The sequence below is a fragment of the Advenella kashmirensis WT001 genome (genome assembly GCF_000219915.2).
Lineage (GTDB): Bacteria > Pseudomonadota > Gammaproteobacteria > Burkholderiales > Burkholderiaceae_B > Advenella > Advenella kashmirensis.
This window is the reverse complement of the sequence record NC_017964.1, coordinates 2,685,645-2,712,461: the sequence shown is the minus strand read 5'-3', so window position 1 is coordinate 2,712,461 and position 26,817 is coordinate 2,685,645. Positions and strand designations below refer to the sequence as shown.

The 26,817-nt window shown below is 56.0% G+C and carries 20 protein-coding genes and 8 pseudogenes; 17 read left to right on the top strand and 11 right to left on the bottom strand.

Going from position 1 to position 26,817, the window contains the following annotated elements; all coding sequences use genetic code 11:
- Positions 1-37: 37 nt before the first annotated feature.
- Positions 38-923 (bottom strand): annotated as a pseudogene (gene htpX, locus TKWG_RS12735) (protease HtpX).
- Positions 924-1,106: 183 nt separating this feature from the next.
- Here htpX and TKWG_RS12730 point away from each other — a divergent pair.
- The gene (locus TKWG_RS12730) at positions 1,107-1,991 is read left to right on the top strand and encodes a DMT family transporter (protein ID WP_050981724.1); all 885 of its coding nucleotides are present in this window, start codon (positions 1,107-1,109) and stop codon (positions 1,989-1,991) included.
- Positions 1,992-2,211: 220 nt separating this feature from the next.
- On the opposite strand, the gene TKWG_RS12725 is transcribed toward TKWG_RS12730, so the two are convergent.
- Positions 2,212-3,351 carry an aromatic ring-hydroxylating oxygenase subunit alpha gene (locus TKWG_RS12725; protein WP_041710224.1) on the bottom strand — a complete coding sequence of 380 codons (1,140 nt, stop codon included), beginning with the start codon at positions 3,349-3,351 and terminating at the stop codon, positions 2,212-2,214.
- A 261-nt stretch (positions 3,352-3,612) separates the two neighbouring features.
- Here TKWG_RS12725 and xseB point away from each other — a divergent pair, with 261 nt between their 5' ends.
- From xseB to dnaB, 10 genes and pseudogenes are all read left to right on the top strand, one after another.
- Positions 3,613-3,867, top strand: coding sequence for an exodeoxyribonuclease VII small subunit (xseB, locus tag TKWG_RS12720; protein WP_014751219.1), 255 nt, complete (start codon positions 3,613-3,615; stop codon positions 3,865-3,867).
- Positions 3,864-4,778, top strand: a complete 915-nt coding sequence (locus TKWG_RS12715) for a polyprenyl synthetase family protein (RefSeq protein ID WP_014751218.1) — start codon at positions 3,864-3,866, stop codon at positions 4,776-4,778. The genes xseB and TKWG_RS12715 overlap by 4 nt, the downstream gene beginning before the upstream one ends.
- 146 nt (positions 4,779-4,924) lie before the next feature.
- Positions 4,925-6,219 (top strand): annotated as a pseudogene (dxs, locus tag TKWG_RS12710) (1-deoxy-D-xylulose-5-phosphate synthase); the annotation flags it as partial.
- Between the two features lie 93 nt (positions 6,220-6,312).
- Positions 6,313-6,723 carry a transketolase C-terminal domain-containing protein gene (locus tag TKWG_RS27170; protein WP_407636929.1) on the top strand — a complete coding sequence of 137 codons (411 nt, stop codon included), beginning with the start codon at positions 6,313-6,315 and terminating at the stop codon, positions 6,721-6,723.
- Positions 6,724-6,738: 15 nt separating this feature from the next.
- Positions 6,739-7,534, top strand: a pseudogene (gene folE2, locus TKWG_RS12705) (GTP cyclohydrolase FolE2).
- A gap of 389 nt (positions 7,535-7,923) precedes the next feature.
- Positions 7,924-8,303 (top strand): annotated as a pseudogene (gene rpsF, locus TKWG_RS12700) (30S ribosomal protein S6).
- Between the two features lie 24 nt (positions 8,304-8,327).
- Positions 8,328-8,666 carry a primosomal replication protein N gene (gene priB / locus TKWG_RS12695; protein ID WP_014751216.1) on the top strand — a complete coding sequence of 113 codons (339 nt, stop codon included), beginning with the start codon at positions 8,328-8,330 and terminating at the stop codon, positions 8,664-8,666.
- A 69-nt stretch (positions 8,667-8,735) separates the two neighbouring features.
- Complete coding sequence (gene rpsR / locus TKWG_RS12690; protein ID WP_014751215.1) at positions 8,736-9,011, top strand: 30S ribosomal protein S18; 276 nt, start codon at positions 8,736-8,738, stop codon at positions 9,009-9,011.
- A gap of 14 nt (positions 9,012-9,025) precedes the next feature.
- On the top strand, positions 9,026-9,481 hold the full coding sequence (rplI, locus tag TKWG_RS12685) for a 50S ribosomal protein L9 (RefSeq protein WP_014751214.1): 456 nt from the start codon (positions 9,026-9,028) through the stop codon (positions 9,479-9,481).
- Between the two features lie 197 nt (positions 9,482-9,678).
- A complete protein-coding gene (gene dnaB, locus TKWG_RS12680) occupies positions 9,679-11,061 on the top strand; it encodes a replicative DNA helicase (RefSeq protein ID WP_014751213.1) in 1,383 nt (460 codons plus the stop codon).
- A 107-nt stretch (positions 11,062-11,168) separates the two neighbouring features.
- On the opposite strand, the gene TKWG_RS12675 is transcribed toward dnaB, so the two are convergent.
- The 4 genes and pseudogenes from TKWG_RS12675 to TKWG_RS12660 all read right to left on the bottom strand — a co-directional run bounded on the left by TKWG_RS12675 (position 11,169) and on the right by TKWG_RS12660 (position 15,391).
- Positions 11,169-12,200, bottom strand: a complete 1,032-nt coding sequence (locus TKWG_RS12675; RefSeq protein WP_014751212.1) for a bile acid:sodium symporter family protein — start codon at positions 12,198-12,200, stop codon at positions 11,169-11,171.
- A 363-nt stretch (positions 12,201-12,563) separates the two neighbouring features.
- Entirely contained in the window at positions 12,564-14,222 is a 1,659-nt protein-coding gene (locus TKWG_RS12670; RefSeq protein ID WP_238534167.1) for a PhoH family protein, read from the bottom strand.
- A gap of 239 nt (positions 14,223-14,461) precedes the next feature.
- Positions 14,462-14,946, bottom strand: a pseudogene (locus tag TKWG_RS12665) (peroxiredoxin).
- A gap of 1 nt (position 14,947) precedes the next feature.
- Positions 14,948-15,391: an Mth938-like domain-containing protein gene (locus tag TKWG_RS12660; RefSeq protein WP_014751208.1), complete on the bottom strand. Its 444-nt coding sequence runs from the start codon at positions 15,389-15,391 to the stop codon at positions 14,948-14,950.
- A gap of 388 nt (positions 15,392-15,779) precedes the next feature.
- On the opposite strand from TKWG_RS12660, the pseudogene alaC reads away from it, so the two are divergent.
- The 4 genes and pseudogenes from alaC to TKWG_RS12635 all read left to right on the top strand — a co-directional run bounded on the left by alaC (position 15,780) and on the right by TKWG_RS12635 (position 21,336).
- Positions 15,780-16,903, top strand: a pseudogene (gene alaC, locus TKWG_RS12655) (alanine transaminase).
- Positions 16,900-18,204 (top strand): homoserine dehydrogenase, encoded by a 1,305-nt coding sequence (locus TKWG_RS12650; protein WP_014751207.1) that lies wholly within the window; start codon positions 16,900-16,902, stop codon positions 18,202-18,204. Before alaC ends, TKWG_RS12650 begins: the two are co-directional and overlap by 4 nt.
- Before the next feature lie 81 nt (positions 18,205-18,285).
- Positions 18,286-19,719 (top strand): threonine synthase, encoded by a 1,434-nt coding sequence (thrC, locus tag TKWG_RS12645; protein WP_014751206.1) that lies wholly within the window; start codon positions 18,286-18,288, stop codon positions 19,717-19,719.
- A gap of 388 nt (positions 19,720-20,107) precedes the next feature.
- Positions 20,108-21,336: pseudogene (locus tag TKWG_RS12635) on the top strand (NnrS family protein).
- A 109-nt stretch (positions 21,337-21,445) separates the two neighbouring features.
- Here the strand turns inward: TKWG_RS12635 and TKWG_RS27165 are convergent.
- The 5 genes and pseudogenes from TKWG_RS27165 to hpnC all read right to left on the bottom strand — a co-directional run bounded on the left by TKWG_RS27165 (position 21,446) and on the right by hpnC (position 24,756).
- Entirely contained in the window at positions 21,446-21,610 is a 165-nt protein-coding gene (locus tag TKWG_RS27165; protein WP_407636928.1) for an FAD-dependent oxidoreductase, read from the bottom strand.
- Positions 21,610-22,491, bottom strand: a complete 882-nt coding sequence (locus TKWG_RS25025; RefSeq protein WP_238534166.1) for a hypothetical protein — start codon at positions 22,489-22,491, stop codon at positions 21,610-21,612. Before TKWG_RS25025 ends, TKWG_RS27165 begins: the two co-directional genes overlap by 1 nt.
- Positions 22,428-23,057, bottom strand: a complete 630-nt coding sequence (locus TKWG_RS12630) for an NAD(P)-binding protein (protein ID WP_014751201.1) — start codon at positions 23,055-23,057, stop codon at positions 22,428-22,430. The genes TKWG_RS25025 and TKWG_RS12630 overlap by 64 nt, the downstream gene beginning before the upstream one ends.
- A pseudogene (gene hpnD, locus TKWG_RS12625) lies at positions 23,041-23,921 on the bottom strand (presqualene diphosphate synthase HpnD). The gene TKWG_RS12630 and the pseudogene hpnD overlap by 17 nt, the downstream one beginning before the upstream one ends.
- Entirely contained in the window at positions 23,911-24,756 is an 846-nt protein-coding gene (gene hpnC / locus TKWG_RS12620) for a squalene synthase HpnC (RefSeq protein WP_014751200.1), read from the bottom strand. Before hpnC ends, hpnD begins: the two are co-directional and overlap by 11 nt.
- Before the next feature lie 84 nt (positions 24,757-24,840).
- Between hpnC and alr the strand changes: the two genes are divergently transcribed.
- Positions 24,841-26,016 carry an alanine racemase gene (gene alr / locus TKWG_RS12615; protein ID WP_014751199.1) on the top strand — a complete coding sequence of 392 codons (1,176 nt, stop codon included), beginning with the start codon at positions 24,841-24,843 and terminating at the stop codon, positions 26,014-26,016.
- Positions 26,006-26,713, top strand: a complete 708-nt coding sequence (locus TKWG_RS12610; protein ID WP_014751198.1) for an SDR family oxidoreductase — start codon at positions 26,006-26,008, stop codon at positions 26,711-26,713. Before alr ends, TKWG_RS12610 begins: the two co-directional genes overlap by 11 nt.
- Positions 26,714-26,817: the final 104 nt, after the last annotated feature.

Sequence of the window (26,817 nt, the reverse complement as noted above, 5' to 3'; positions counted from 1 at the left end):
TAGGCCGGCTTCTGGGTTTCTGCCAGGCCCCGGTAGGTCAGGACTGGACGATGCGCGCGCGTAGCGCGTTAATGCGGTGTTCAATGGGCGGGTGAGTAGAAAACAACGCGGCGACACCGGCTCCGCCACTGATGCCTGAAGACTCGAATTGCTTGGGCAACTCGCCTGGGTGCAGGCCGCCCAGCCTGGCCAGTGCGTTGATCATGGGCGAGGCGGAGCCGAGCATTTGCGCTGAGCACTGCATCGGCGCGATATTCGCGCTGACGCGAGAACCACGCCACGATAATGGACGCCAGCACCCCGAACACGATCTCACAGACCAGGACGGTAATGTAGTAACCTGGTCCGACGCCACGTTCATTTCGGAAAACCGTGCGGTCAATGAAATAACCGACCACACGGGCCAGGAAAACGACAAAGGTATTGACTACGCCCTGGATCAGGGTCAGGGTGACCATATCTCCATTGGCAATGTGCGCCACTTCGTGACCAAGCACTGCAGTCACTTCTTCTTCGGTCATGCTGTCGAGCAGGCCGGTGGATACCGCCACCAGCGAGTCGTTCTTGAAGGCGCCCGTGGCAAACGCATTGGGCTCGCCTTCATAGATGGCCACTTCAGGATGACCAATGCCGGCGCGATCGGCCAGTTGATGAACGGTATCGACCAGCCACAGCTCTCGCTGGTTGCCGGGCGCCGCAGGATCAATCATTTTCAGCCCCATGGTCCATTTGGCCATTGGCTTGCTCATGAACAGGGAAATGAAAGCGCCAACGAAGCCGACCACGGCAGAAAATACCAATAGCTGACCCATATTGATGCCATTGGCATCCATATAGCGGTTCACGCCCAGCAGGTTCAGCGTAATGCCCAACACTACCATGACGGCCAGGTTGGTCATAAGAAAAAGAATAATGCGTTTCATGCAGCAGGTCCTTGTAGGAAGGGATCACCCGGATGACATATTTCGGGTCCGAATAAGTTTGTCATCTGGAGCTTAAAAATAACTGAATCAGACCAGATCAATTATATAAGGGCAATGTCGTCCTTTTACAGTGTTGTTCGCAGTAGAATGTTATTTTATTTTCAAGAAATTTCCGGATTTAACATGCAGGCACTGTGGATGTTAGTGGCTTCTCTCATGTTTGCCATCATGGGAGCATCAGTCAAACTGGCATCCGAACATGCCGCATCGTTGTCACTGGTGATCCTGTTCCGGGGCCTGCCATCGGTCGTACTGCTGGTTATCTGGGCCGTCTTCACCCGCAAATCCCTTAAACCCAAAAGTATACGCTTGCACCTGATACGCAATGTGTTTGGCGTTGGCGCCATGTGGATGGCGTTTTATGGGTACAGCGTGCTGCCCCTGGCTACCAGCACCAGTTTGAATTACACCTCGCCCCTGTTTATTGCGGGCTTTCTGCTACTGTCGGGCAAGGCAACCAACGACATTGTGCGCACGCTTGCGGTGGGTATTGGTTTTGCCGGTGTACTGCTGATCTTGCGGCCAAGTATTACCGAAGACCAGTGGTTTGCCTGCGCACTGGGCTTGCTGGCCGGCGCTTGCGGCGCCGTCGCCATGATGCAGGTACGTCAGTTGGGCTCCATTGGCGAACCCATCTGGTTAACTGTCATGTATTTTTCCATTTTTGTGACCAGCACCAGTTTGATAGGGATCAAGGCCCATGGCATTGGCCAGCCTGATCTGGTGGCCTGGGTTGCCTTGCTGGTGGTCGGCTTATCCGGCTTGTTCGGCCAGCTGGCGCTCACGCGTGCCTTCGGTTCGGGCTCGCCGCTGCTATCGGCGGCGCTGCAATATACCACTATCATTTTTTCCGCGGGTATTGGCATTCTGGTATGGCACAATGCGCCGGACGTGCTGGCATGGCTGGGTATGGGTATGGTGATTCTGGCTGGCCTGCTCTCGGCGTGGCGCACGCTGGCGTTGGCTGACAGACAAAAGAAATCGCAGGTGGTCAAGACCACGTCCTGATGTTGCCGACTGGAAAAGGGCGGGTTATGGGCAGGCGTCTGAAGACAGGAAATATGTCCATGAAAACAGATAAGATGCATGTTCCCGAAAGTGGCACGCATAAATCGCACCGGAAATCCGCAACCAGAAGAAAGGCGCCTATATAGGCGCCCATAAAGCCTGCTGCCTGGTGCGCGCATACCTGCCAGAGAAGGCGCGCGCAGCCAGGGGATGAAGCCAATCAGGCCATCAACTTGTTATACCACTCGTGAAAGTGTTGCATGCCGTCTTCCATGGGTGACTGGTACGGGCCGGTTTCTGATGTGCCGCGTTTGTACAGCGCCTGACGGCCGGCATCCATGCGTTCGGCAATTTCATCGTCTTCGATCGCCGTTTCCATGTAGGCGGCCTGTTGGGCCTGTATGAAATCACGCTCGAACATGGCGATTTCTTCCGGATAGTAAAACTCAACCAGATTGACCGTTTTTTGCGGGCTGACCGGATACAGCGTGGACAACACCAGTACATGCGGGTAGAGCTCAATCATATGGGTTGGGAAATAGGTAACCCACATGGCGCCGAAATCTGGTGTTTCACCCTGGCGGAACTTGAGCAACTCGTCATGCCATTTCCTGTACACCTCGGAGCCCGGATTAGCCAGTGCCTGATGTACGCCAACGCGTTGCAGGCTGAAGGTTTCGGCAAAATCCCAGGTCAGATCGTCACAGGTGACAAAGCTGCCCAGGCCAGGGTGGAACGGGGCCACGTGATAGTCTTCAAGATAGACCTCGATGAACGTTTTCCAGTTGTAATTGCATTCGTGCACAATTGCGCGGTCAAATACATAGTCGGAAAAATCGAACTCCGGGCGCGCAAACAGCGGCGCCATGTCGACTGCCGGATTGCGTGGGCCTTCGAAGAGCAGGCCGTTGCAATTCTGTAGCGGGAACTGCTGCAGGTTCTTACAGGGATTGCTGTCAAATTGCGGCGCGCCAAGCAGGGTACCTTGATTGTCATAGGTCCAGCGGTGCAGCGGACAGACAATATTGCCGCCGGAACTGCGCAGATTACCGTGATTATTGGTTGTGCTGGTCACATCGCCCGCCTGGCCACCCAGCATGATGGCCTGTCTGTGGCGACAGACATTTGACATAAGGCTGACATTGTCGCCGTTGCGCACCAGCAGGCGGCCGGCTTGTTCATGTGCCAGCGTGCGCCAGTCTCCGGATTCGGGCACCAGTTTTTCATGTCCGACGTACAGCGCCGAGGCATCGAAGATGCGGGCCTGCTCCTTTTTAAAGATATCGTCGTTAAAGTAGACGTCGACTGGCAATTGCGTCGTCGCCGGTGATACATGTGCCAGTTTGGCAATATCAGACATGAGATGCCCCCCGATGAAAACAAATGCCGCCTCACCAAGGGTCATGAGCCGGCATAAAGTGTCAAAAAAATTAAAAGGAGGGTAATTTTAAAGAAAATCAATACCTTAGTCAAGGCTGTCGGGCCTGGGCAATGGTGCGAAAATCGGTGCCCGGGGCTGGGGGCATTGACTTTGCGGCAAAAGTGGCAAATCTGCAACCGAAGCCCCCGCTGATTTCGTACAATGAGCAAATTGCACAACTGAAAGCATTGGAGATGGGTTTTGACTGAAAATGCAAAAACCGACACTGCGGCATTGCCCGATCAGTTCGAAGCGGCGCTGGGCGAGCTCGAATCGATCGTGACGCAAATGGAAGACAACAGCATGTCGCTGGAAGCGTCCATTGCTGCCTACGAACGGGGTGTTCGGCTGGCGCGCGTGTGTCAGGACAAGCTGGATGCTGCTGAACAGCAGATCAGTGTGCTGCGCAATAATATGCTGGTCCCCCTGGGCGAGACAGGATCGTCCGAATCATGAATGCCATGGTTGTATCGTTTCAGGACTGGTTGCCGGCCTGCATTGAAAAGATTGAAGGATCGCTGGATAAAGCGCTGCCGCCTGCCGACGAGACGCCGGCAAAGCTGCATCAGGCCATGCGTTATGCTGCGCTTGGCGCGGGCAAGCGACTGCGCGCAGCGCTGGTGTATGCGGCCGGGCAGGCAAGCGCGCAGCAAAGCGCCTTGCCTTCCGCCTTGGAGCACACACTGTCGCGTGCCGCGGTTGCAGTTGAGCTGATCCATGCCTATTCGCTGATCCACGATGATCTTCCCTGTATGGATGACGATGTTCTGCGGCGCGGCAAGCCTACCGTGCATGTGCAGTTTGACGAGGCAACTGCTATGCTGGCAGGAGACGCGCTGCAACCGCTGGCCTTTGCGCAACTGGCGCAAATGTCAGTCGCGCCGGCGCTCGTGGTACAGGCGGTCAATGTGCTGGCGCAGGCTGCGGGCAGCCAGGGCATGGTGGGCGGACAGGCCATTGATCTGGCCAGCGTCAACACGCGTCTTGACCCCGAACAATTGCAATTTATGCACCGGCTCAAAACCGGGGCATTGATCGAAGCCAGCGTACAGCTGGGGGCGATTGTGACCGCTGCCAATTCGGATATCCGGATGGCGCTGGAAAATTATGGTTCGGCCATCGGCCTGGCATTCCAGGTGGTGGACGATATTCTTGATGTGACCGCCGATCAGCAGGCGTTGGGTAAAACGCCGGGCAAGGACGCGGCGGACAACAAACCTACCTATGTTTCTGTGATGGGGTTGGCGCAGTCCAGAGAATTTGCTCAGCAGCTGCATGAGGCGGCCCTGGATGCCATCAAGCCCCTGGGCGAGCCGGCCTGCCGACTGCGGGAACTGGCAGACCTGATAATCCATAGAAAATCCTGACGATCTTTTGATGCCAATCCGTGATTCATACTGCCTGGCCGTTGCTGATCTGCAGCGCCGGGCACCCAAGACGATTTCATGACAAAGTTACTAGATACACTTGATTCACCGCCGATGTGCGCAGACTCAGCCAGCATCAACTGAAGATGGCGGCGACCGAGCTGCGGGCCTTCATTCTGGATTCCGTATCGCGCACGGGCGGCCATTTGTCATCCAATCTGGGTACGGTAGAGCTTACGCTGGCCATTCATCATGTATTCAATACGCCGCATGATCGGGTTGTCTGGGATGTCGGGCATCAGTCGTATCCGCACAAGATACTGACCGGCAGGCGCGGGGATATGCCGGGACTGCGCCAGCATGGCGGCATTTCGGGTTTTCCGCGTCGCTGCGAGTCAGAATATGACGCGTTCGGCACTGCACATTCGTCAACGTCCATCTCGGCGGTGCTGGGTATGGCCGTTGCGTCCAGGAACCTGAATATCGATCGGCAGCATATCGCGGTGATCGGCGACGGTTCCATGACTGCAGGCATGGCCTTCGAGGCGCTGAACAATGCAGGCGTGACGCCAGGCGTCAATGTGCTGGTGATCCTGAACGACAACGATATGTCCATTTCGCCACCGGTTGGCGCCCTCAACCGCTATCTGGCGCGACTATTGTCCGGCGGGCTGTATCGCGATGCCAAGAACGTTGGGCGTGCCGTGCTGGAGCATATGCCTGCGCCCATGCTGGACATTGCCCGACGCGTCAAAGGGCATGCCAAGGGCATGATCAGCCCGGCGACGCTGTTTGAGGAGCTGGGTTTCAATTATGTAGGGCCCATTGATGGTCACGATATGGATTCCCTGGTTCCAACCCTTCAGAATTTAAGGGAATTGGGCGGCTTGCAGTTTCTGCATGTTATAACCAAAAAAGGTCAGGGCTACAAACTGGCTGAAGCCGATCCGGTGCTGTACCACGGACCCGGCAAGTTTGATCCTGAACTGGGTATCCAGAAGCCGGCCAAGCCGGGTAAACAGACTTTTACCCAGGTGTTTGGCGCCTGGCTTTGCGATATGGCCGCGCAGGATTCGCGCCTGATTGGAATCACCCCCGCCATGCGCGAAGGTAGCGGGCTGGTCGAGTTTGAAAAACGGTTTCCGCAGCGGTATTTTGATGTCGGTATTGCCGAACAACATTCGGTCACGTTTGCCGCGGGCATTGCCTGCGAAGGGCTCAAGCCGGTGCTGGCCATTTACTCGACATTCCTGCAGCGCGGCTACGACCAGTTCATTCACGACGTGGCCTGCAGAATCTGGATGTCACCTTTGCGCTGGACCGGGCAGGACTGGTGGGCGCTGACGGGGCGACACATGCCGGCAATTACGATATTGCATTTTTGCGATGTGTGCCCAATATGGTTATAGCCACGCCTTCCGATGAGAACGAAACCCGCTTGCTGCTGTCTACCTGTTACCAGCATGCTGGCCCGGCTTCTGTCAGGTATCCGCGAGGTAGCGGATCCGGCGCGCAGGTAACAAGCGCTTTGGATGTGGTTGAGCTGGGCAAGGCCGTGCTGCGGCGCAAGGGTGAAAAGCTGGCTATTTTGGCCTTTGGTACGTTGTTGCATGCTGCTGCGCCGGTCGCGGAAAAACTCAATGCGACGCTGGTGGATATGCGGTTTGTCAAACCACTGGATGATACGTTGCTGCTGGCGTTGATGCAGTCTCACCAGCAACTGGTTACCGTGGAAGAGGGCGCCATCATGGGTGGCGCAGGCAGTGCAGTGGCCGAGCTGATGCATGCCAATGGCCTGTGTTGCGATCTGCTGCAGTTAGGGTTGCCGGATGTTTTTATTGATCATGGCGACCAGGCGGGTCTTCTGGCCGGTGTCGGACTGGATGCAGCAGGAATAGAGCAGGCGATCGCCCGGCGTTTCGGACAGTCGCCGGCTGATAAATAAATATAGAGCGAATAAATGAATTCACAAATTGAACCGTCGGTGCTGATGCCCGATGTGCAAAGTACGCTGGATGAGCGACATATCACTATACAGCGCGTGGGTATCCGGCAGGTCAAGCAGCCTATGGTGCTGCAACTGGCTGACGGCTCGGTGCAGGCGACCATTGCTGAATGGACGTTTACGGTGATGCTGCCGGCACACGAAAAGGGCACACATATGTCCCGTTTCATGGCGCTGCTTAACACCTGGCGAAACCGGCCCATGACGGCCGAAACATTCCGGGCCATGGCGCTTGAAATGCTGCCGCTGCTGCATGCCGAAAAGGGTGATATTACGGCAACCTTCCCCTATTTCATCAATAAGACGGCGCCGGTGTCCGGCGTGGAAAGCTGATGGACTATCAGGTCACCTGGGTGGCCCGGGCGCAAGGGACGCAGGCCGTCGTTGAGCAGACTGTGCTGGTGCCGGTCATGAGCCTGTGTCCGTGCTCCAAGGCGATTTCCGAATACGGGGCACATAACCAGCGCTCTCACGTCACGGTCAGCCTGATCGCCGAGCAGCACTATGAACTGGATGATCTGATCCGGCGTATCGAGGCGCAGGGCTCCTGCGAGCTGTGGGGGTTGCTCAAGCGCACTGACGAAAAATATGTGACCGAAAGGTCCTATGACAATCCGAAGTTCGTCGAAGACTGGTGCGCGATGTCGCTGCGGTATTCCAGAAGCTACCCGGTGTTGTCAGTTACAGGGTTGAGGCCGAGAATTTCGAGTCTATCCATAACCATAGCGCCTACGCAGTGGTAGAAGGTTAGTCGCGTTGATGCCACTATCGGGTGATTTGCGACATCCGGCCGCTGGTTGGCCGGGCGCAAACGTCGCCTTGAAAAAAACAGTGGTAAATCAGCATCTTGGCGTGTAAAAAAGACCACCTTCGGTGGTTTTTTTGCTTTTTTCGTGTTATAGTCTACGGTTTCTTGCTCGCTCCGGTACGGGGTTGCGGGCATGTTTGTGGTCATTTGCTTGTTGATTTGGGTGTTTACCCATTAGAACAATGACAATGCCGCCGGCATGCCAATTGCGCAACCAGTAGTGTCGGCGGGCTGCCCCCCGCGATTTGGTGTTCTGTGTTGCGCTGCCTGTCATGTACAGTTGGCCGTCAATGCAAATAGCCTATTGGCGGACATTCCACAAGGAGTTATCTATGCGTCACTACGAAGTAGTGTTTATTGTTCACCCGGATCAGAGCGAGCAGGTGCCCGCAATGATCGAACGTTACCAGGCAACGGTAACAACTGACGGTGGTACCGTACACCGTCTTGAAGACTGGGGTCGCCGTCAATTGGCTTACCCAATCCAGAAACTGGTCAAAGCTCACTATGTCTGCATGAATATCGAATGCTCACAAGCTGCATTGGATGAGCTTGAGCATGCGTTCCGCTACAACGACGCCGTACTGCGTCACCTGGTTATCAAGCTAGCAAGCCTCATACCGGCGCGTCAGTGATGATGAAATCTGTTGAGCGTGAAGAAGCCCGCAAGGCAACTACCGAACAGACATCAGAACAGGAAAACGCAGGTTAATGGCGCATTGCGCCAGGCATCAATATGAACCAGCTTAGCCTGCAGGCCCGCATACTTGAAATGGGCGTCCTCAGGCATACTCCGGCAGGACTGCCGGTGCTGGATCTGATCCTGACGCATGAGTCCGAAGTGATTGAAGCCGGTCTGCCGCGGCTCGTCCAAATGACGATTCCGGCCAAGGCCATCGGCCAATGGGGACAGAAACTGGCCTCATTGCCACTGGGAGCCGAAATGCGCGTACGCGGATTTCTGGCGCCGACAAGGAAAAATTCAAGCCGGTTGGTGTTACATATCCAGCAGGCTCAATTTCCCGGCGGAGCAAACACAACGGACCCAACGCCATCACCAGGCATCCTGGCATAACGGACTGAGCGGTACGCTCACTATTGAAATTCAGAGGGTCAGGCCCTCGCATACATAAAAGGCAATATCATGGCTTTCATGAAAAAAGGCAAGGATAAACGCAGTAAGTTTCCTCAGCAAAATCCATTGTTCAAACGCCGGAAATTCTGCCGCTTCACGGCAGCCGGCGTCGAAGAGATCGACTACAAAGATATCGATACCCTGCGTGATTTCATCACAGAAACAGGCAAAATCATTCCTGCACGTCTGACCGGCACCAAAGCGCACTACCAGCGCCAACTGGACACCGCCATCAAGCGTGCACGCTTTCTGGCTCTGTTGCCGTACACAGATAACCACAACTAATCAGGAAAACCATCATGCAAGTTATTCTTCTCGAGAAAATTGTCAATGTCGGCAACCTGGGTGAAGTGGTTCGTGTAAAAGACGGCTATGCTCGCAACTTTCTGATTCCGCAGAAAAAAGCCCGCCGTGCAACACAAGCTGCCATCGCCGAGTTTGAAGCCCGTCGCGCAGAACTGGAAAAAGTCCAGGCTGAAAAACTGGCAGCTGCCCAGGCTCAGGCTGAGAAACTCAATGGTTACACATTGCAAATCGGCCAGAAGGCTGGTGTAGATGGCCGTCTGTTCGGTTCTGTGACCAATATGGACATCGCAGCTGGTCTGGTCGCCGCTGGTTTTGAAGGCATCGAAAAAAGCCAGGTTCGCCTGACTGACGGCGCGCTCAAAGCGGTTGGCGAGTATCCTGTACAGGTTTATTTGCACGCTGACGTGGTGTCTGACATCACTGTCAATGTTGTAGGCGAAATGGTGTAATTCATTTGCTTTTATCGCTGTAGCAGTACACCAAAGAGCCGGTTTATCCGGCTCTTTGTTTTTACAGAACACCCCCTCACGCCAGGGCGGCGAACTGCGTATAATGACATCTTTGTCTGTGTCGTTTTGATCCTGTTTTGCTGCTGCTTCTGGCTGCCACAGATCATCACGCTATCCATTTCCCGGTTTACCCTGCCATGAATGCTCCTGATCCTCAACTGGATTCCCTGCGCCTGCCACCTCATTCGGTTGAGGCGGAACAATCCGTGCTTGGCGGATTGCTCATAGACAATGCGCAACTGGAAAATATCAGCGGTCTGCTCAATGAGGATGATTTCTATCGTCATGACCATCGCCTGTTATTTCAGCATATCTGTAAATTGATCAATCTGGACCGTCCGGCCGACGTCATCACCGTGCACGAATCGCTGGTGCTCGAGAGCAAGTCGGACGAAATCGGCGGACTGGCTTATCTGGATGCGCTGACGCGCAACACGCCCTCAGCAGCGAACATTATTCGCTATGCTGAAATTGTTCGTGAGCGGGCGATCCTGCGCAAGCTGGTGACGTTTGCCGATGAAATTGCATCCGAGGCGCTCAACCCCAGGGGAAAAGAAGCGCGTCAGCTGCTTGATGAGGCTGAAACGCGTATCTTGCAAGTGTCCGAGGGCTCGTCTTCGGGTAGCGAATTCAAGGAAGTGGGCGATTTGCTGGTCGACGTTCTGAAGCGGATCGAAGAGCTGGGTGATGGCAATCACGGTGATGTCTCCGGCATTCCTACCGGTTTTGTCGACCTTGACCGCAAGACGACGGGTTTGCATCCGGGTCAGCTGATCATCGTGGCCGGTCGGCCGGCCATGGGTAAAACGTCGTTTTCCATGAATATTGCTGAACACGTCGCAATTGACGAAGGCTTGCCTGTCGCGGTATTTTCCATGGAGATGGAGGCCACGCAGCTGGCAGCCCGGATGATTGGCTCTATCGGCAAGCTGGATCAGCAGCGCATGCGTACCGGCAGGCTGCTGGATGAGGACTGGCCCAAGCTGACTCACGCCATGCAATTGTTGCAGGAAGCGCAGATCTATATTGATGAAAGCCCGGCGCTAAGCCCGCTGGTACTGCGCTCACGTGCGCGCCGGCTAAAGCGCAAGTGCGGCAAGCTGGGCCTGATCGTGGTCGATTACTTGCAGCTCATGTCGGGCAACGCCCTGTCCAAAAATGATAACCGGACTGCCGAAATTTCTGAAATCAGCCGTTCACTCAAAACCCTGGCCAAGGAGATGGAGTGTCCCGTTATCGCATTGTCGCAGTTGAACCGGGGCCTCGAGCAACGCACCAACAAGCGGCCCATCATGAGTGACTTGCGTGAATCGGGCGCGATTGAGCAGGACGCCGACCTGATTCTGTTTATTTATCGTGATGAAGTGTATCACCCGGACAGCCAGGATAAAGGCTCTGCCGAAGTCATTATCGGCAAGCAGCGTGCGGGCCCCATTGGTACGGTTCGGCTGACATTTGCCGGCGAATTTACCAAGTTTATGAATTACGCCGGCCCGGGCGACAGTTTTATCGCAGAATAAAAAAGCAAAAGGGGCAGGGCCTGCATGTTGCCGGTCCTGCCCCTTTGTTTTTTATGTACGCTCATGCGCCAGGCGCTGTGAGCTATGTCCTTTCCTGCCGCGCTTGGTTATACCGGTTTTTTGAGCAAGGTCTCGTCGTCCTGGTCAACCGGAATCTCTTCTGGTCGCTTGCCCAGTTTGGCGGCGATGACAGCGCATACCATCAGCTGGATCTGATGAAAGATCATGAGCGGCAAAATAATGGCGCCTACCGCCTGACCGGCAAACAACACCTGCGCCATGGGCAGGCCGCTGGCCAGACTCTTTTTCGATCCGCAAAATACAAGTGTGATACGGTCTTCCAGTGAAAAGCCCATCAGGCGACCGATCAGTGACGTCAGAACCAGCACAATGGCCAGCAACAGAACACTGGCAATCACAACCGCAATTAGCGCACCTATTGGCGTTTTCTGCCAGAGGCCTTCATTGACCGCCTCGGAAAAGGCAACATACACTACCAGCAGAATGGAACCCTGATCTACAAACTTCATGAGCGAACCATGCCGGCCGATAAACCCCGAGGTCCAGGGACGACTGAAGTGACCCAGTGCAAAAGGCACCAGCAGTTGCAGGGTAATCTGCCAAATGGCTTCCAGTGCCTGGTGTGAGTCTGCTGTAGCGTTGCTATCGGCAATCAGCAAATTGACCAGCATGGGCGTGATGAAAATGCCCAATATGCTGGAGGAGGAGGCGCTGCATACGGCGGCCGGAATATTGCCGCGGGCGATGGAGGTGAACGCGATAGCCGACTGTACGGTGGCCGGCAGCACGCACAGATAGATAACACCCTTGTACAGATCCGGTGTCAGCATGGGTTCCAGTACTGGCCGCAGAACGACACCTAACAGCGGAAACAGAATGAACGTGCAGGAAAATATCACCAGATGCAGCCGCCAGTGGGTGGCGCCGGCAATGATCGCCTGGCGCGACAGGCGCGAGCCATGCAGGAAAAATAGCAGTGCAATGGCCAGATTGGTGACCAGCTCAGCGACAGGCATGCCACGGCCATGCGCAGGTAATACAGATGCAATAACAACCGCGACGATCAACAATAGGGTGAAACGGTCGATTTTCAGGAAACGAAGCAGGGACTGGGACATTACGTGTATCTACGTTAAGAATTAAATAGTGCGGCCATTGTACTCAATCCTGCATGGGATTCATCCCGGACCACGCGCGTGGTGGCAGTAAGGGCGCAATATATGCTGCACTTTTGAGGTGGCAAATGCATGCGCCGGCCTTTGGTCATTTACTCGCAGTGCTTGATTTACCTGGCTTGCGGGCCGATGTGTTGGTTCGGCGCAGGGTTTGCTGACCGCGCGTGGGCCAAGAAACGGACATTAGGTAAAATCAGCTTGAACTTTAAGTAATGTATTCTTTTTTCCAAAAAATAAAAAGGCCGGCGCCCCCCTATTTGGGAATGTCGCCGGCCTTTGTCTTTCAATAAGATTGGCCGAGCCGGGTTACAGCGCGTCTCCGGCATAATCGGCCAGGCGCGAACGTTCGCCTTTTTGCAGCGTAATATGCCCGGAATGTGGCCAGCCTTTGAAGCGGTCGACGACATAGGTCAGGCCTGAACTGCCTTCGGTCAGGTAGGGAGTATCAATCTGCGCGATATTGCCAAGGCAAATAATCTTGGTGCCCGGGCCGGCCCGCGTAATCAGCGTTTTCATCTGCTTGGGCGTCAGGTTCTGCGCTTCATCGATAATCAGATATTTGTTCAGGAAAGTGCGCCCGCGCATGAAGTTGAGCGACTTGATCTTGATATGCGATTTGACCACCTCCTTGCTGGCGCTGCGATCCCATTCACCGGATGAGCCATCATTCTTGGTGCCGGTATTGAGAAACTCCAGGTTGTCCTCGAGCGCACCCATCCAGGGCTGCATTTTTTCTTCTTCGGTGCCTGGCAGAAACCCGATGTCTTCACCCACCGGCACGGTTACCCGGGTCATGATGATTTCAGTGTAGCGCTTGGTTTCCAGCACCTGAGTCAGCCCGCAGGCAAGCGCCAGCAGGGTCTTGCCGGTGCCGGCCTGGCCCAGTAGGGAGACAAAGTCAATATCCGGATTCATGAGCAAGTTGAGTGCGAAATTCTGTTCGCGGTTGCGTGCCGTGACGCCCCAGACATTGTTTTTCTTGTGGGTATAGTCGCGCAAGGTGGCCAGCACGGCTGTTTTCCCGTTGACCTCACGCACCTGGGCGTACAGCGGCGAGTCGCCTTCAAGATAGACGAACTGGTTGACCACGAAGTCGGCACACAGTGGCCCCTTGATCTTGTAGAAGGTGGTGCCGCCCTGTATCCAGGATTCGACATCCTTGCCGTGTTTGGCCCAGAAATTGTTCGGCAGCAGCATGGCCCCGTCATAAAGCAGGTCGGAGTCTTCCAGCGAATGATCGTTCAGGTAGTCTTCGGCCTCCAGACCCAGCGCCCGCGCCTTCAGGCGCATATTGATGTCTTTGGAGACCAGTATGATCTGGCGTTGTGGCTGTTCGCGATGCAGGGTTTGCACCACGCCAAGAATCATATTGTCGGCCTTGCCGTTGGGCAGGTCTACCGGCAGCCGGCCTTCCATATTCTGCGTCTGAAACAGCAGGCGGCCGGTGGCATCCTTGTTGCCCAGTGCATCCAGCGGCATGCCCGTAAGGATATCTTCAGTCTCGGCTACCAGCGCGTCCAGCGAGCGGCTGACCTGGCGTGCGTTGCGCGCCACTTCGGTCATGCCTTTCTTATGATGGTCCAGTTCTTCCAGCGTCATCATGGGCAGGAAAATATCATGCTCTTCAAAGCGGAAGATCGATGTGGGGTCATGCAGCAGTACATTGGTGTCCAGAACAAAGAGCTTGGACAAGCCGTTGTTGCCGGCCGTGTTTACCGCCCGGACCGGCGCACCGCGTGTGCTGCCCGATTTGCCGCCGGCCGGTGCGGTACCGGTACCTGCGTCGGCGCGACGCGCCGTGGTGGTGCGACGGCCTTTGGTATCGGCCTGTTCGCGCGCTGCGGTGCGCTTGTTGCTGCGCTTGCTTGGCAGCCTCCCGGGTCTGTGCCGGCTCGATCGTATCGGCAGGCACAGCAACGCCGGCCGGTGCCGTATTTGCGGCATCCTGGGCGTAGTCTGTTGCATTGGCTGCGTCGGCGCTTGCCACAGTGCCGGGTTGATCCTGCTTCTGACGCTTGCGTCCACGGGGCGCCGCGGTCGCGGTGTCTTCCCTGGAGGCTTTTGGAACCGGCATTCCCGTCATATCCAGGATGTCGGCAGGTTTGGCAGGCAGCTTTGGAAGTGGCATAGATAGTTTCTCACATGGCTGTTGTTCCATGGGCGGTTGCGCCATGGAAAAGGGTACCCCGCAGGGCCGGGTGGGACTAATCCTGTTGCGCGGCATTCAGGGTGCGCACTGCTTCAAGGACGGCATCAACATGGCCTGGCACCTTTACTTTTCGCCACTCCTGCACAAGCTTGCCCGTGCTGTCGATCAGAAAGGTGCTGCGTTCAATTCCACGTACCTGTTTGCCGTACATGTTCTTCATCTTGATCACGTCGTATTGTGTACATAAGGCTTCGTCGGCGTCGGACAACAGGGCAAAGGGCACATTTTGCTTGGCGGCAAAATTTTCGTGGCTTTTGAGCGAATCGCGCGAGGCTCCCAGGATGACGGTGTTTTCGTTTTCGAAATCGCTCAGCGCATCCCGGAACCCTGGGTTTCTGTGGTGCATCCCGGAGTGTTGTCCTTGGGATAAAAATACAGCACGACATTTTTGCCTTCCAGTGCAGTCAGGGAGACCGGACCAAGCTGACTCTCGGCCTTGAATGCCGGCGCTTTCTTGCCGATGGTGGGGGGACTGGTCATTTTATTCTCCTTCGCTGAGCATGAGCGCCACAGCAACATTGCGGCCTTCTGCCATCAGTACATTATAGGTGCGTGCCGCGGCCTTTGAATCCATGGCTTCAATGCCCACGCGTGCCGCAAGCAGCGGCGCGGTCACTGCTGCGGGCAGAAAGTGCTGGTGTGTGCCGGTTCCCACAAGCAGTATTTCAGGTGTGTTCTCAAATTTAGTGGTGGGGGCGTCGTCAAGAAAATCGATGGCGCTGCCTTCAACCTTTCGGATGTCTGCAGCCAGAATCAGCTGATCTGTTGTAATGTCGCTGACAGCGGTCACGTTCCACGGGCGGACAGCACCTTCAGGGCGAAACGCAATGGCATGGGTATATTTGACTTCATTGACTTCGATGAAGTGGTCCCCATAGCGGGTGACCGTATTTAATGCGGTTGGCTGTTCTCTTTTCAGTTCCACAAAGACTCCTTGTGCGTTTATCTTATTCTAACTGTATTTCATATATGTGATAGTGGTCCTGCGATATTTTGCGCTACGTGGGTGCAGCAGGTTGCACGTTGTGATATGAGACCAGGGATATGGCAGGCGCTTGCGGCGTTGCTGTCTTTGGGGCAGCCGCAGGTTCGGCAAGGCCCCAATCCCAGCTTTTTTTGTACTGCAATGACACGGCCATTGCAAATTTTTTTTGTGCACAGGCAAAATCGTTTGCCGTCTGGTCTTATATAGGCTAGATTTACTGGTTTCACCCTAAATCTGTTCCTTCACTTATTCCAGGTCCGTCATGAGAAACTTCCCACGTATAGAAAGGCTCCCTCCCTATGTGTTCAACATTACCGGTGAGCTGAAAATGGCGGCGCGCCGACGTGGCGAAGACATTATCGACATGTCCATGGGTAACCCGGACGGGCCGACACCCAAGCATATCGTGGATAAAATGGTAGAGGCGACCATTCGTCCCGATACCCATGGTTATTCGGTATCCAAGGGCATTCCGCGCCTGCGCAAGGCGATTGCAGACTGGTATTCACGCCGTTATAACGTCATTCTGGACCCGGACCGCGAAGCCATTGTCACCATCGGATCCAAGGAAGGCCTGGCGCACCTGATGCTGGCCACGCTCGATAAGGCGACACGGTGTTGGTACCCAATCCCAGCTATCCCATCCATATATACGGCGCGGTCATCGCCGGCGCCAATATTCGCTCCATACCCATGAAAAAAGGGCTGGATTTCTTCGAGGAAATCGAGCGGGCTGTGCGCGAGTCCATTCCCAAGCCGAAAATGATTATTCTGGGCTTTCCCAGCAATCCCACGGCGCAATGCGTTGATCTGCCGTTTTTCGAACGGGTGATCAAGCTGGCCAAAGAGCACGATATTCTGGTGGTGCACGATCTGGCCTATGCCGACATTACGTTCGATGGCTACCAGCCGCCGTCGATTATGCAGGTGCCGGGCGCCAAGGATGTGGCGGTCGAGTTTTTTACCATGAGTAAAAGCTACAATATGGCTGGCTGGCGGGTCGGCTTCATGGTGGGTAACGCCGAGTTGGTCAATGCGCTGGCCCGCATGAAAAGCTACCACGATTACGGGACGTTCACACCGATACAGGTGGCTTCCATTGCTGCCCTGGAAGGCCCGCAGGAGTGCGTGGCCGAAGTGGTTGCGCACTATAAAAACCGCCGCGATGTACTGGTCAAAGGGCTGCACGAAGCCGGTTGGATGGTGGAGATTCCCAAGGCGGCCATGTACATCTGGGCCGAAATTCCTGAGCCCTACAAGGCAATGGGATCACTGGAATTTTCCAAAAAACTGCTGGCCGATGCCAAGCTGGCGGTATCGCCCGGTATCGGTTTTGGTGATCTGGGTGACGATCATGTGCGTTTTGCCATGATCGAGAACGAACAGCGTACGCGCCAGGCAATCAGAGGAATTAAAGAAATGTTCAAAAAAGACGGGTTCCTGAAAAAATGAATCCAATGAAGGTAGGTTTATTAGGTTTTGGGGTTGTAGGCAGTGGCACCTACGCGGTGTTGACGCGCAATGCAGAGGAAATATCACGGCGCGCCGGACGCCAGATCGTGGTGTCCAAAGTGGCTACGCGTACGCCGGCCAAAGCGGTGGCCGTGTTCGGTGACAAAGTGCCGGTCAGCAATGATATGGCTGGTCTGGTGGCCGATCCCGAGGTGGATATTGTCGTGGAACTGATCGGCGGCACCACGCTGGCCCGTGAGCTGGTGCTCACCGCGATTGAAAACGGCAAGCATGTGGTCACGGCCAATAAAGCCTTGCTCGCCCTGCACGGCAACGAAATATTTGCCCTGGCCAGCAAGAAAGGCGTCATGGTGGCATTCGAGGCCGCGGTGGCTGGCGGCATCCCGATTATCAAGGCGATTCGCGAGGGCCTGACCGCCAACCGTATCCAGTGGCTTGCCGGTATTATCAACGGCACCACCAATTTCATTCTGTCGCAAATGCGCGAGCACGGCTTGCCTTACGACACCGTGCTGGCACAGGCTCAGCAACTGGGTTATGCCGAAGCCGATCCTGCGGGCGATGTCAAGGGTATCGACGCGGCGCATAAACTGACCTTGATGGCATCCCTGGCATTTGGTATTCCCATTCAGTTCAGCAAGGCGTATATCGAAGGTATTACCGACCTGGACCAGCAGGATATTGTCTATGCGGAACGGCTGGGCTATCGCATCAAGCTGCTGGGCATTACGCGACGTCGCGACCAGGGTATCGAGCTGCGGGTGCATCCGGCCCTGGTGCCGACCAAACGGTTGATTGCCAATGTAGAAGGCGCCATGAACGCGGTAGTTGTCAATGGCGATGCAGTGGGCGATACGCTGTATTATGGTCCCGGCGCAGGGTCCGAAGCCACGGCCTCGGCGGTGGTGGCCGATCTGGTCGATGTGACCCGCCTGCATACGTCCGATCCTGGCAATCGCGTTCCCCATCTGGCCTTCCAGCCGAGCGCACTGTCAGACACGCCGATCCTGAAGATGGAAGACGTGCGCACTTGTTATTATCTGCGCCTGTCTGTGGAAGACCGTTCCGGCGTGCTTGCCGATCTGACCCGGATCCTGGCGGACCATCAGATTTCCATCAATTCTATGATGCAGGAACAGGATGGAGAAAACCGCGCCATTATTATTTTCCTGACACACGAGGCCCGCGAAGGCGATGTCAATACGGCGATCAAAACCATTGAAGCTATGCCTTTCGTGCATTCGTCCATTACGCGCATCCGCCTGGAACATCTGGATTGACTGATCTGACCGGCACGACCGCAAGCAGCAGGGTCGTGTCTTCTTGTGTCCGGCGCATGATGCCGGAATAACGGAGCAATAATGAAATACATTTCAACCCGTGGCGGCATGAGCCCGGTTTCATTTTCCGAAATTCTTCTCGAAGGGCTGGCACGCGACGGGGGCCTTGCGGTGCCCGAGAGCATTCCTTCGGTCAGTGCCAAGCAGCTCGAACTGTGGCGCTCGCTCTCTTATGCGGAGCTGGCCACGGAAATATTGAGCCTTTACATTGACGATATTTCGCGTACCGACCTGGAACGCATCTGCAAGGCGGCCTATAACGAATCGGTTTTCTCGGGCAGCGAGATTGTGCCGCTTAAACCGCTGGGCAAATCAATGACGCTGGTGGGCCTGTCCGAAGGTCCCACGCTGGCGTTCAAGGATCTGGCCATGCAGTTTCTGGGGCAGGTTTTTGAGTTTGTGCTGGCGCGCGAAGGTCGCAAGTTGAATATTCTGGGCGCCACCTCGGGCGATACCGGCTCTGCGGCGGAGTACGCCATGCGCGGCAAGCTGGGCGTGTCTGTTTTCATGCTGTCGCCACATGGACGCATGAGCGCCTTTCAGCGTGCCCAGATGTATTCGCTGATGGACGAAAATATTCATAATATTTCGGTCAAAGGCGTATTCGATGATTGCCAGGATATCGTCAAGGCGTTGGCCGGCGATGTCTCGTTCAAGACCAGTTACCATCTTGGTGCGGTCAATTCCATCAACTGGGCTCGTATCTGCGCGCAGATTGTATATTACTTCTGGGCGTGGCTGCGCAGCACCGATGCTGCGGCCGGCACCGGTACCGACGTGTCCGGTTACAAGGTATCGTTCACGGTGCCATCGGGCAATTTCGGCAATATTTTGTCCGGCCATTTCGCGCGCCAGATGGGGCTTCCCATTCATCGCCTGGTATTGGCAACCAACGAGAACAATGTGCTGGAAGAGTTTTTCCGTACAGGTGTTTATCGTCCCCGCGTCAGCGCCGAAACCCTTGCTACTTCCAGCCCGTCCATGGATATTTCCAAGGCGTCCAATTTCGAGCGTTTTGTATTCGACCTGTTGGGGCGCGACGCCAAACGGCTGGCTGCAACCTGGAAAAAACTGGAGCAGGAAGGGGCATTTGACCTGTCTGCAGAAAAATTGCGTTTTACCGAAGAGTTCGGTTTCGTCGGTGGCAGCAGCACGCATGCGGATCGCCTGGAAACGATCCGCCAGGTGCAAGAGCAAGCCGGCATTCTGATCGACCCGCATACGGCCGATGGTGTGAAGGTCGCCCAGGCATTCGTCGAAGACGGCATTCCAATGCTGGTTCTGGAAACCGCGTTGCCAGCCAAGTTTGGCGAGACTATTCTGGAAGCCACCGGCCAGCAGGCCCCCGTTCCTGACCATCTGAAGTCGCTGGCAGATTTGCCGCAGAAAGTGGTCATTATGGACAATGATGTGGAGTCCATACGCGATTACATCAAGGCGCGGGCATTGCTCTGATCAGACATGGGGCAGCCGACGGTTCACTGTCACATTGGCCTGGGTACTGGCCAGTGTCCCGCAAGTAAAACAAAGGTCGATCCGCTGGGTCGGCCTTTTTTTACGGACCCAGGCAACGAACCTGCTTTTATACGAAACGGCCTGCGTCGCGTGCATGGTGATGCCCATCATCCCGCGCGCCGCGATTGTGCCTTGCCATTCGCATTCAAATATAAAAGGTGTATCAGCACGCCGGTTCATGCCCCAACCACGGCGGCTTTTTGGCAATATCTGCTTTGTACTTTGTACGTGCTTGACTTTGAGCAAACATAGCGGATGAGCAGGGCGGTGTTTTTATAAAATATGTATATAATATGCATATTATTTGCTCTGTCCGGTACGGTTTATCATGCAAGCCCCCACTTCTGCGCAATCGCGTTTTTCCCTTTCTGCATTTCTGTCTCTCGGGTTTCGTCCCTTGTATATATGCGGCGCTGCCTGGGCGCTCATTTCGATTGCGATCTGGATTTTTACTCCCCATTTGTTAACCGGGCGATTGAGCGGCGTCTGGTGGCATGCGCATGAGATGTTATGGGGCTTTGTGGCCACTATCGCTGTTGGTTTTCTGACTACCGCCAGCGCCACCTGGACCGGTACTAATCCGCTGAAGGGAACGGCGTTGGGTGTGCTGGCACTATGCTGGCTGGTGGCACGCCTGGCATTTTTGATGCCAGGGCAGGCGGCATTTGTGCTGGGAGTCGTGGGCGATACGCTTTTTTATCTGATTGCGGCCGTAGCGCTCTGGCGCGTGATTTTCAAAGCCAGGAATAAACGCAACTACATCCTGCCATGGGCCGTACTGGTACTTGGACTGAGCAATCTTCTGTTTCTGCTGGCAGTGGCACAGGGCCAGGCGTTGCTGCTGATCGAGGTGTTGCGCGTTGGCATTCTTTGCATGGTGTTTATTACCTTGCTCATTGCGCGACGCGTGATTCCGTTTTTTGCTACCCGGGCGATTGCCGGTCTGGACATTCCTGCGCATGAACGCGCCGGGCAGGTGCAACTGGTTGCCTGCGTTGTGGCAATCCTGGCCGTTGTCCTGCAACAAGACTATGTGCTTGCCATGGGAGCGGCGGTTGCGGGTGGCATTGCCCTATATCAATTGGTTCAATGGAAACCGCTAGAAGTGGTTCGCGTGCCATTGTTGTGGGTGCTGTATCTTGCCTGGTTTTTCCTGGGCATCGGCCTGCTGCTGGCCGCCTGCTATTTTGTGGGATGGCGCCCATTTTTGCTGGCGCGACAGGCTGTATATATGCATGTCATTGCCATGGGCGGCTTCTCCATCATGATTATCGGCATGATAACGCGCACAGCACTGGGGCATACGGGTCGTCCCCTCAAGCAGACCGCCTGATGGTCAGCAGTTATATCCTGGTCGTCATCGCGACGGTGGCGCGCCTGGTCGCATTAATGCTGCCCGCGTTCGCCTTGCCCATGTTGAATCTGTCGGCCGCGGCGTGGATTGTCGCGTTCGGCCTGTACCTTTACCGTTTTGTGCCTATCCTTGTAACCCCCAGGCCTGCGGCAGGCAATACCGTGCCTGCCGGGGTGATGCGGCCGCAGGAAACCAAACCATAAGACGAAAAGTAAGTTACCTCTAAACTTATAAGCACTTTCAGAAACCGATAGCCGCTGAAAGGGCTGCCAGCGTCCGTGCGATGACGCGGCCAAGAAGGCCGTGGGGTCATCAATCTGTTACAGGTTTGGTTCTGCTGGCTAACGACGCCTGGGCTGCCTGCGCCGCAGCCAGCCCGCTCATAACCGCACCTTCGAGTACGCCAGGATAGCCGGTATCGGTCCAGTCACCGGCCAGAAACAGGCCAGGCCAGGGCGTTACACTGTCAGGCCGGATCAGCCAGGGGTGGCTGCAAACGTCGCTCGCTTTTCCATGATCAGTTCGAAACCGGTGACAGGCGGCAGCGTTATGCCGGCGGGCAATTGGTCGCGAACCTGGGAGAGGATCGCATGGGCAATTGCGTCGCGCTCCATGCCGATCAGATGGTCGGCATGGCTTATGACAATTGAAATGGCATGGGGCCAGCGGTTATTTGGAAAGTGGCTATTACTAGTATCCGGTGTTGCCGCAATGGCGGAGGCGTTGTCCATAGATCCAGTGGCGGCATCGGGATGCATGAACCGGCTGCGGTTAAATAGCCACTGCCCGTCGTGCCCGGCCTGGCGATTTTCCTTCAGCATATACATGCAGCCGGGCAGGGGAAAGGCGTGCTCCAGGAACACAGTCAAGGTGGCAATGGCGTGGTATTCAAAGGCATTCAAATGCTCAAGCAGTGCACGTTTTTCAACCAGTGATGGCTGGTGCTTGTCATCAACGATGTGCGGGGTGCGTTGCATATGATCATCTGTTATCGGGGCGTCGGTCCGGTTATTCGTCTGGTTAGGCAGCAGCCCGGACAGCAGGCGATGGCACATGCCCGCTGGCGCGGCCAGGATCACGGCATCGAAAAAGGGGCCGCCTTCATGGCCTGGATCATGCCCGATCTCACCATGATCCTGCGTCTGACGCGGTGGCATGGATGGCCGGTTGGCCGTGTGCAGTCGATAGCCGCCTGGCCCGGCACTCAGGCCAAGCACCGGCGTGCTGGCATGAATCATAAGTTGTGGCGCCAGCACTTCAGGCCACAGGGCGCTCAGGTCGACGCGTGGCAGAATCAGGTCGCTGGCATGTGCACCTGCGGCCAAGCTATCCCTGAGCACCACGGCAAACAGCGCCATTGACGCATCGCCAATCGGCGTATTGAGCGTGGCAATGCACAAGGCTCCCAGAAGAGGTGGATCAGCGCGCTCGGCTGGCGCCGTTTTTGCAGCCAGGCGAAGACGGTGGTGTCGGGCGCCACACGCCAGCCACCCAATTGCAGTTGCAATAGCGTTCGGAACAGGATGTATTTCTCACCAAGGCTCAGGCCCTTCATGCGAAGCAGCGCCAGGGGCAATCGAAGTGGTCCTGGATGGGCCGGATTGACGGCCAGATGCAAGGCGCCATCCAGCGTGGCCAATTGCAGCGGCAGCCGCAGCAGCGCATGGTTGCTGTCGACGCCGATGTCTTGCATGAGTGCCAGAGTGTGGCGGTAGGCCCCCAGCATCAGGTGCTGGCCGTTATCGAGCACCAGGCCGCGGCGTGCAATCACTGCCTTGCGGGCGCGCCCGCCAAGCACCGGCGATTGTTCAAACACCTCGGTGTGCCATCCCGCAAGCTTGAGGGTGAAGGCGGCGGCCAGGCCGGCCCAGCCAGCACCTACCACGGCAACACGCGGCTGGGAGTGATCAGCGTTGAGGGACATCCAGCTTTCGCATTTTACGAATGAATCCCTTGCCGCCACCCACCCAGATTCTCCAGGCAATCATCAGCTTGCGCAGCGGCGTCAGGGAAATGCGGCTGGTCAGCACCGGCCAGCCGTCCTTTTCAATTTCACATAGCAGGGTGTAGTAGATAGCTGCCATCATCAGCCCGGGGCGCTGTGCGCGGCGGTCCTGTTCGTGCAGCAGTTCAACGGCTTCCTGGTAGAGCTGGCGTGCGCGGGCAGTCTGAAAGGCCATCAGCGCGCGAAAATCGTCGGTTTGCTTGCTGTTCAGAATATCGGCGGCCTTGACATTATGTTTCTGCAGGTCATCAATGGCAGATAGATGCGTCCGCGTCGCGCATCGTCGCCGACGTCGCGAATGATGTTCGTCATTTGCAATGCCAGACCGAGCTTTTCTGCGTAGGCCAGGGTATCGCTGTTCTGATAGGTAAAAATCTGTGCCGACAGCTGGCCCACCACGCCGGCCACATGCCAGCAATATTTGCGCAGGCCGGGCCAGTCCATATAGCGAGTCTGGTCCAGATCCATTTGCATGCCGTCGATGATCGCCTGGAACTGCTCTTCGCGCAGCCCGAAAGTGCTCAGGTGCGGTTGCAGCGCCTGCGCCACCGGGTGTTCGGCCCGTCCTTCGAACAGGCCGTTAATTTCTTTGCTCCACCAGGCCAGCTTGATGCGGGCAACCGAAGGATCGGTACATTCATCCACAACATCGTCCACCTCCCGGCAGAACGCATACACGGCCGTAATGGCCCGGCGCTGCTGTGCAGGAAGAAACAGAAAGGCGTAGTAAAAGCTCGAGCCGCTACGCGCCGCTTTCTCTTGGCAATATTGGTCAGGTGTCATAATAATTATTTCGTACGCTGCGCCACACAATCAGGGCCCAGTCTTTTTTATTCAGTGTTGGTCGGTGGTCAAAGACGTCGCCCGCAACGGCGTCAATTTTTTCCAGTATGCGCATGCCACCCTGGACGATCATACGCAGCTCCAGGCCTGGCCGGCCATGCAGTCGTGAGCACAGCGGTGCACCGGCAAGCAGTATTTTACGTGCAAATGCGGTGTTTTCCTGCATTAACTGCGGCCAACGCGGATTCAGTTGCCGGTTGTCAAGGTCCGCATGGGTCATGCCGTGGGCAGCAAGCCGGTCAGCCGGCAGATAATAGCGATGGCGTTGCGTATCTATCGCGATATCCTGCCAGAAGTTAATCAGTTGCAGGGCGCTGCAGATATGATCCGATAGTCGCAGCGAGGATTCGTCTGTCACGCGGTACAGATGCAGCAGCAATCGGCCTACCGGATTGGCAGAGTAGCGGCAGTAATCGAGCAGGTCCGTGTCGTTCTGAAACGGCTGGTGCCGCACGTCCTGGCGGAAAGCGACCAGCAGATCGCGCAGGGGTGCAACCGGTAACTGGTGCAGGTGCATTTCACGTTGCAGGGCAAGAAAAAGGGACTGCGGCACATTCTCGAAATGCGTTGCTGAAAAATCGCTGGCCTGCAACTGAACGACAGCCTGGTCAAAGGCATCGAGCTGAGCCAGGCGTTCCTGGGCGCTGGCCTGGCCTTCGTCGGCAATATCATCAGCGCGTCGGGCAAAGGCATAAATGGCCGTGACCGCTGATCGCAGGCGTCGGGGCAGCAATATTGAGGCTACCGGGAAATTCTCATAATGATCGACGGACATGAATACGCGCTAATGTGATGATGCAATGATTATAATTTACGCTGATCATTCAAGTACGATGAAATTGACTAGTGGAGCCACACCATGCCGCGTCCCATCCGGGCAGTGATATCACAACAGGCCATGTCGCACAATCTGAGCGTTATACGGCAGTACCTTGACAATGCCCGGCAAGCCCCGGTAACGGCTGCAGACGGCGCGCAGCCCGCGCCCATGGGCGCAACGCATATCTGGGCCGTGATCAAGGCCAATGCCTATGGCCACGGGCTGGAAACGGCCATTGGCGGCTTTGCGCAGGCCGACGGGCTGGCCATGCTGGATCTGCAGGAAACGGAGCGTGCTCGCGAGGCTGGCTGGCAGGGTCCGTTGCTGATGCTCGAAGGGTTTTTCGAGACGCGCGATCTGCCGCTGCTGCAGAAGAACCGGGTGGTCAGCACCATTCACCATCCCGAGCAGATCCGCATGCTGCAGGCCAGCACCCTGGCCGGGCCGCTGGATGTCTTTCTGAAAATCAATACGGGCATGAACCGGCTGGGCTTTGCGCCACAGCAGTTTGACCAGGCGCATCAGGATTTGCTTGCCTTGCAGCAGCAAGGCAAGGTGGGACGCATTGGATTCATGACGCATTTTGCCGATGCTGACGGCGCACAAGGTGCGGTCGATGTGCCGGCAACGGTCTTTCGCGATACGGTGGGCCAATGCCAGGGCAGCATCAGTCTGTGCAACTCGGCTGCCGTGTTGCGATATCCACAGCTTGCTGTCAGTGCGGCAGACAACTGGGTTCGTCCCGGCATCTGTTTGTATGGCTCATCACCCTTTGCCAATACGACCGGCGAAGAATTCGGACTGCGCCAGACCATGACGCTACAGGCGCGTTTACTCTCGATCCAGCAGGTGAAGCAGGGGCAAAGCGTGGGTTACGGGTCAACCTATACCGCTACGCGCGATATGCGCATTGGCGTGGTGGCCTGTGGCTATGCCGACGGTTATCCACGCAGCGCACCGTCCGGTACGCCGGCATGGGTCAACGGCGTCGCAACTGAGCTGGCGGGCCGCGTGTCAATGGACATGCTCACCGTTGATCTGGACCCGATTCCCGATGCTGCCGTGGGTGACTGGGTAACCCTCTGGGGCAATAACGGCCCGCATATCGATGAGGTTGCCGCAGCCGCGGGTACAATTGCCTATGAACTGCTGTGCGCGCTGGCGCAACGCGTTCCGGTCCATGTTCAATACTCAGGAGAATCCGTTGAAAAATAAGTGCGTCCTTGTAACTGGTGCGACCAAGGGTATTGGCTGGGCCATTACCCGCCGTCTGAGCGATGCTGGTGCCCATGTGGTCGGTATCGCCCGGCAGGTCAGTGATATTGATTTTCCGGGATTTTTGTATCAGTGCGATTTGAACGATGCGGGCCATACTGAAGAAATGCTGCGCATGATACGCGAAAAATATCCGGTAGATGCTGTGGTCAACAATGCGGGTATCGTGCTGGCGGAAAACCTGGGCGAAGTCAATTTATCTTCGCTGTATCAATCCTATGATGTCAACTTGCGTGCGGCCGTACAGGTGACACAGGCATTTGTCGAGTCAATGAAAGTACGGCGCGAAGGGCGGATAGTCAATATTGCCAGTCGCGCGGCAGGGGGCAAGGCCGGGCGTACCAGCTATTCGGCCTCTAAGGCGGCCTTGATCGGCTGCACCAAAACCTGGGCGCTGGAATTGGCCGAGTATGGCATCACCGTCAATGCAGTCTCGCCCGGCCCCATCGAAACCGAGTTTTTCCGCAAGGGGCAACCGGCTGGCAGCGAAGAAGAAAAGCAACTGCTTACGCGTGTGCCCATGAAGCGCCTTGGGCGTCCTGAAGAGGTTGCGGCCGCGGTGGCCTTTTTGCTCTCTGATGAGGCTGCTTATATTACCGGCCAGAATCTGGGTGTAGACGGCGGCGCATCCTTATAGAGGGCTTCTCACGCCTTCATTGTGGTCTGGTCAGGTGCGTCAGCAACGTCGTCAATCTTCAAACACGGCACCAGGCTTTTTTTGGGAATCGTGACCAAAGACCT

Bases quoted from the DNA above. Each gene is read 5' to 3' on its own strand.
- TKWG_RS12730 (WP_050981724.1), top strand. From the start codon at position 1,107: ATGCAGGCACTGTGGATGTTAGTGGCTTCTCTCATGTTTGCCATCATG.
- TKWG_RS12725 (WP_041710224.1), bottom strand. From the start codon at position 3,351: ATGTCTGATATTGCCAAACTGGCACATGTATCACCGGCGACGACGCAA.
- TKWG_RS12715 (WP_014751218.1), top strand. From the start codon at position 3,864: ATGAATGCCATGGTTGTATCGTTTCAGGACTGGTTGCCGGCCTGCATT.
- priB (WP_014751216.1), top strand. From the start codon at position 8,328: ATGAACCAGCTTAGCCTGCAGGCCCGCATACTTGAAATGGGCGTCCTC.
- rpsR (WP_014751215.1), top strand. From the start codon at position 8,736: ATGGCTTTCATGAAAAAAGGCAAGGATAAACGCAGTAAGTTTCCTCAG.
- rplI (WP_014751214.1), top strand. From the start codon at position 9,026: ATGCAAGTTATTCTTCTCGAGAAAATTGTCAATGTCGGCAACCTGGGT.
- dnaB (WP_014751213.1), top strand. From the start codon at position 9,679: ATGAATGCTCCTGATCCTCAACTGGATTCCCTGCGCCTGCCACCTCAT.
- TKWG_RS12675 (WP_014751212.1), bottom strand. From the start codon at position 12,200: ATGTCCCAGTCCCTGCTTCGTTTCCTGAAAATCGACCGTTTCACCCTA.
- TKWG_RS12670 (WP_238534167.1), bottom strand. From the start codon at position 14,222: ATGCAACAGACTACGCCCAGGATGCCGCAAATACGGCACCGGCCGGCG.
- TKWG_RS12650 (WP_014751207.1), top strand. From the start codon at position 16,900: ATGAATCCAATGAAGGTAGGTTTATTAGGTTTTGGGGTTGTAGGCAGT.
- thrC (WP_014751206.1), top strand. From the start codon at position 18,286: ATGAAATACATTTCAACCCGTGGCGGCATGAGCCCGGTTTCATTTTCC.
- TKWG_RS25025 (WP_238534166.1), bottom strand. From the start codon at position 22,491: ATGGCGCTGTTTGCCGTGGTGCTCAGGGATAGCTTGGCCGCAGGTGCA.
- TKWG_RS12630 (WP_014751201.1), bottom strand. From the start codon at position 23,057: ATGTCCCTCAACGCTGATCACTCCCAGCCGCGTGTTGCCGTGGTAGGT.
- hpnC (WP_014751200.1), bottom strand. From the start codon at position 24,756: ATGTCCGTCGATCATTATGAGAATTTCCCGGTAGCCTCAATATTGCTG.
- alr (WP_014751199.1), top strand. From the start codon at position 24,841: ATGCCGCGTCCCATCCGGGCAGTGATATCACAACAGGCCATGTCGCAC.